The following is a 3,242-nucleotide window of genomic DNA, read 5'->3' as shown; positions in this document are numbered from 1 at the left end:
CGCTCGCGGCAGGGCTGGTGATGGGCATCATGATCGTTCCTTTCGTCTCATCGCTCTCGGACGACGTCGTCAACTCGGTGCTCGTCGCGCGGCGCGACGCGATCGAGGCGTGAGGTCGCTGCTGGGGCTGGGTTCGCTCACCCCGTTGCTGCGCCTGCTCGTGGTCAGCATGGCGGTCTTCAACGCCGGCTTCTACCTCGTGCTGCCGTTCCTGGCCGTGCACCTGACCGACGAGATCGGCCTGTCGGTTGCTCTCGTCGGCCTCGTGATGGGCCTTCGGATGGTCGCCCAGCAGGGGTTCTTCCTGCTCGGTGGCGTGCTGGCCGACCGCTGGGGTGCGCGCCGTGCTGCTCTTCGCCGCGCTCGCCGACGGCGGGCTGTGGTCGCTGTACGGCGGCCTCGCGCTCGTGCAGTGGGTCGAGTACTTCCGGGTCACCAGGGCCAAGAGCGCAGTGATCCTGGCCGGGCCGGCCGTGGAGGCGGCCGGGCTCCTGCAACTCGGACGGCGCCACGTCGTGGCCCGTCACGTGTGGCCAGAGCTGCGGTCGGTGCTGGGCACCATGGCCGTCATGGGCCTGGCGACCGTCGTGCTGACACTGTCGACGCTCGGCTTCGTCGGCGTCGGCGTCCGCCCGCCCACCCCCGAGCTCGGTCTGATGGTGACCGAGGCCTTCCCGCTCTACGACGAGGCGCCGCTGCTGTCGGTCGCACCGGTCGTCGTGCTGATGGCTCTGCTGCTCGGGCTGCTCGGGCTACGTCGAGGAGGAGATCAGACATGAGCATCGTCGTGCACGAGCTCGAGGTGCGCCACGGCGACGAGGTGCTGGTGCAGGTCGCCGACCTCGCCCTGCACCCGGGTCAGCCGCTGACCATCGTCGGGGAGAGCGGCAGCGGCAAGTCCCTGCTGGCTCACGCGCTGATGGGCACCATCGACCGCACCCTGCAGGTGCGAGGTCACGCCACGATCGACGGCGCCCGGACGGACCTCGGCGCGGTCGGCGGTCAACGGTCGCTGTGGGGGCGGGTGATGGCGATGCTCCCGCAGGAGCCCGGCCAGGCCCTCGACCCGACCATGCGGGTGGTCCACCAGGTCGGCGAGGGGCTCCGCGGTTCCACCAGGGGACGCACCTCCGACCGCGTACGCTCTGAGCAGGCCCTCGACGACGTGGGGCTGCCCGGAGTGGGCTCGGCCTTCCCGCACGTGCTGTCGGGCGGGATGGCCCAACGGGTCGCCTTCGCCGCGGCCGCGATCGGCGGAGCTCCGACGCTCATCGCCGATGAGCCGTCCAAGGGCCTGGACCCCCCCCGGCCCGCGACGCGCTGGTGGCGCTGCTCCTTCAGCACCCCGACCGAGGCGGCGCGCTCCTGACCGTCACCCACGACCTCGAGGTGGCCCGCGCTCTCGGAGGAGACGTCTGGGTGATGCAGCAGGCGCACGTCGTCGAGAACGGAGACGCCGAGCAGGTCCTGGCGCGTCCGTGGCACGCCTACACCCGGCGCCTGGTGGCGGCTGAGCCCTCGAGCTGGCGCTACGCCTGGCAGGAGGCGAGCCATCCGGGCCCCGAGGCCCCGGCACTCATCGAGGCGCGCGACCTCCGCTACGCCTACGGGAGCAACCGGCTCTTCGACAGCCTGTCGCTCGACGTCGGTGCGGGGGAGCGACTCGCCCTGACGGGACCGAGCGGGTCCGGGAAGACCACCTTGGGCAACGTGCTGCTGCGCCTCCAGCGACCGGACGGCGGCAGCGTGCGGCACGCCGACTCGCTGGGCCCCGGTCGGGTGCAGAAGCTCTACCAGGACCCGGCGGCGTCCTTTCCGAGACACGTCACGACCGGCATCGCGATCGCCGACGTCCTCAGGAGGCACCGCCTGGACGCCTCGCGCCTCGACGAGCTGGTCGAGACGATGCACCTGCCCCCTGGGGTCCTGTCGCGCCGACCGGGGCAGGTCTCGGGCGGCGAGCTCCAACGTCTGGCGCTGATCCGCGCGTTGCTCCTCAGGCCGCTCCTACTCTTCGCCGACGAGCCGACGTCCCGGCTCGACCTCGTGACGCAGCAGGAGACCGTGCACTGCCTGATGCAGCAGGTGGACGAGGCCGGGTGCGCACTGATCCTGGTCACCCATGACCAGGTGCTGGCAGCCGCAGTCGCCGCTCGTACCGTGGCTGTAGGCCCCGCCTCGGCCCGGCGAGGCGTCGCGACCTGATTACATAGCGCCGGTGAGGTGCCGAATCATGCGAGTGCGGAGCGCGACGTCGCGAGACGGGTGCGGCCGATGGTGACCGTGCTGCTCCTGGCCGCGGGCCTGGGTCTCCTCGTGCTCGGCGGAGAGCTGCTGGTGCGCGGCGCGAGCAACCTGGGTCGAGCCGCGGGCATCTCGCCGGTGGTGGTCGGGCTGACCGTGGTTGCCGGCGCCACGTCCGCGCCCGAGCTCGCCGTGTCCCTGGACGCCGCCCTGACGGGCTCGCCAGGACTCGCGGTCGGCAACGCGGTCGGGAGCAGCATCGCCAACGTGCTGCTCGTGCTCGGCGTCGCCGCGATCGTCAGGTACCAGCTCGCGGGTCGCGGCCTCCTCCATTTCGACCTCCCGGTGGCACTCGTCATCGCCACGCTCGCGCTGGTGCTGAGCCTGGACGGTGAGCTCGGGCGGCCCGACGGGGCGCTCCTGCTCCTTGGGCTGGTGTCGTACGTCGTCCTGGCGGTGCGGCGCGGACGTCGGCACAGCCGGGAGGCCCGGAGCCAGGCGCGGGACGTCGACGTGCCGGCGGGTCCGAGCCAGGTGGCCGCCGACGTCGCGCGCGTCGTGGTCGGGGTCGGTCTGCTCGTCGGCGGCGCCGCGCTCGTCGTGGAGGGCGCGAGCGCCATCGCCGAGGCCCTGGGCTTCAGCGACCTGGTGATCGGACTGACCGTGGTGGCCGTCGGCACCTCTCTCCCCGAGGTCGTGACGTCGCTGGTCGCTGCCTTCAAGGGTGACCGGGAGCTCGCGGTCGGCAACGTGGTCGGCAGCAACATCTTCAACATCGGTGCCGTGCTCGGGATCTCCTCCGTCACCATCCCGGTCCCGATCGATCCCGCTGCGGTGAACTTCGACCTCCCCGTCCTCCTGGCCGTCACCGTGGCCCTGGGGGTCGTGCTCTTCACCGGTGCCCAGCTCAGCCGGGGTGAGGGCGTTCTGCTGGTCGGGTGGTTCGCGGCCTACACCGGCTACCTGGTGCTCGACTCCCAGGGCCACGACGCGCTCCC

General features: G+C 72.1%; 4 protein-coding genes. All 4 read left to right on the top strand.

Annotated features, from left to right (window positions below; genetic code table 11):
- The first annotated feature begins 344 nt into the window (after positions 1-344).
- The gene (locus tag VOI19_RS16860) at positions 345-779 is read left to right on the top strand and encodes an ABC transporter permease subunit (protein ID WP_323794113.1); all 435 of its coding nucleotides are present in this window, start codon (positions 345-347) and stop codon (positions 777-779) included.
- Positions 776-1,369 carry an ATP-binding cassette domain-containing protein gene (locus VOI19_RS16855; RefSeq protein ID WP_323794112.1) on the top strand — a complete coding sequence of 198 codons (594 nt, stop codon included), beginning with the start codon at positions 776-778 and terminating at the stop codon, positions 1,367-1,369. Before VOI19_RS16860 ends, VOI19_RS16855 begins: the two co-directional genes overlap by 4 nt.
- A complete protein-coding gene (locus tag VOI19_RS16850; protein WP_323794111.1) occupies positions 1,324-2,205 on the top strand; it encodes an ATP-binding cassette domain-containing protein in 882 nt (293 codons plus the stop codon). The genes VOI19_RS16855 and VOI19_RS16850 overlap by 46 nt, the downstream gene beginning before the upstream one ends.
- Positions 2,206-2,274: 69 nt before the next feature.
- Positions 2,275-3,242: calcium/sodium antiporter (locus VOI19_RS16845; RefSeq protein WP_323794110.1), on the top strand; the 968-nt coding region annotated here is incomplete at its 3' end.

Origin of the sequence: Nocardioides sp. (genome assembly GCF_034670285.1) — a bacterium.
Lineage (GTDB): Bacteria > Actinomycetota > Actinomycetes > Propionibacteriales > Nocardioidaceae > Nocardioides.
The sequence above is the reverse complement of the archived record's forward strand: the minus strand, read 5'-3'. Positions and strand labels throughout refer to the sequence as shown.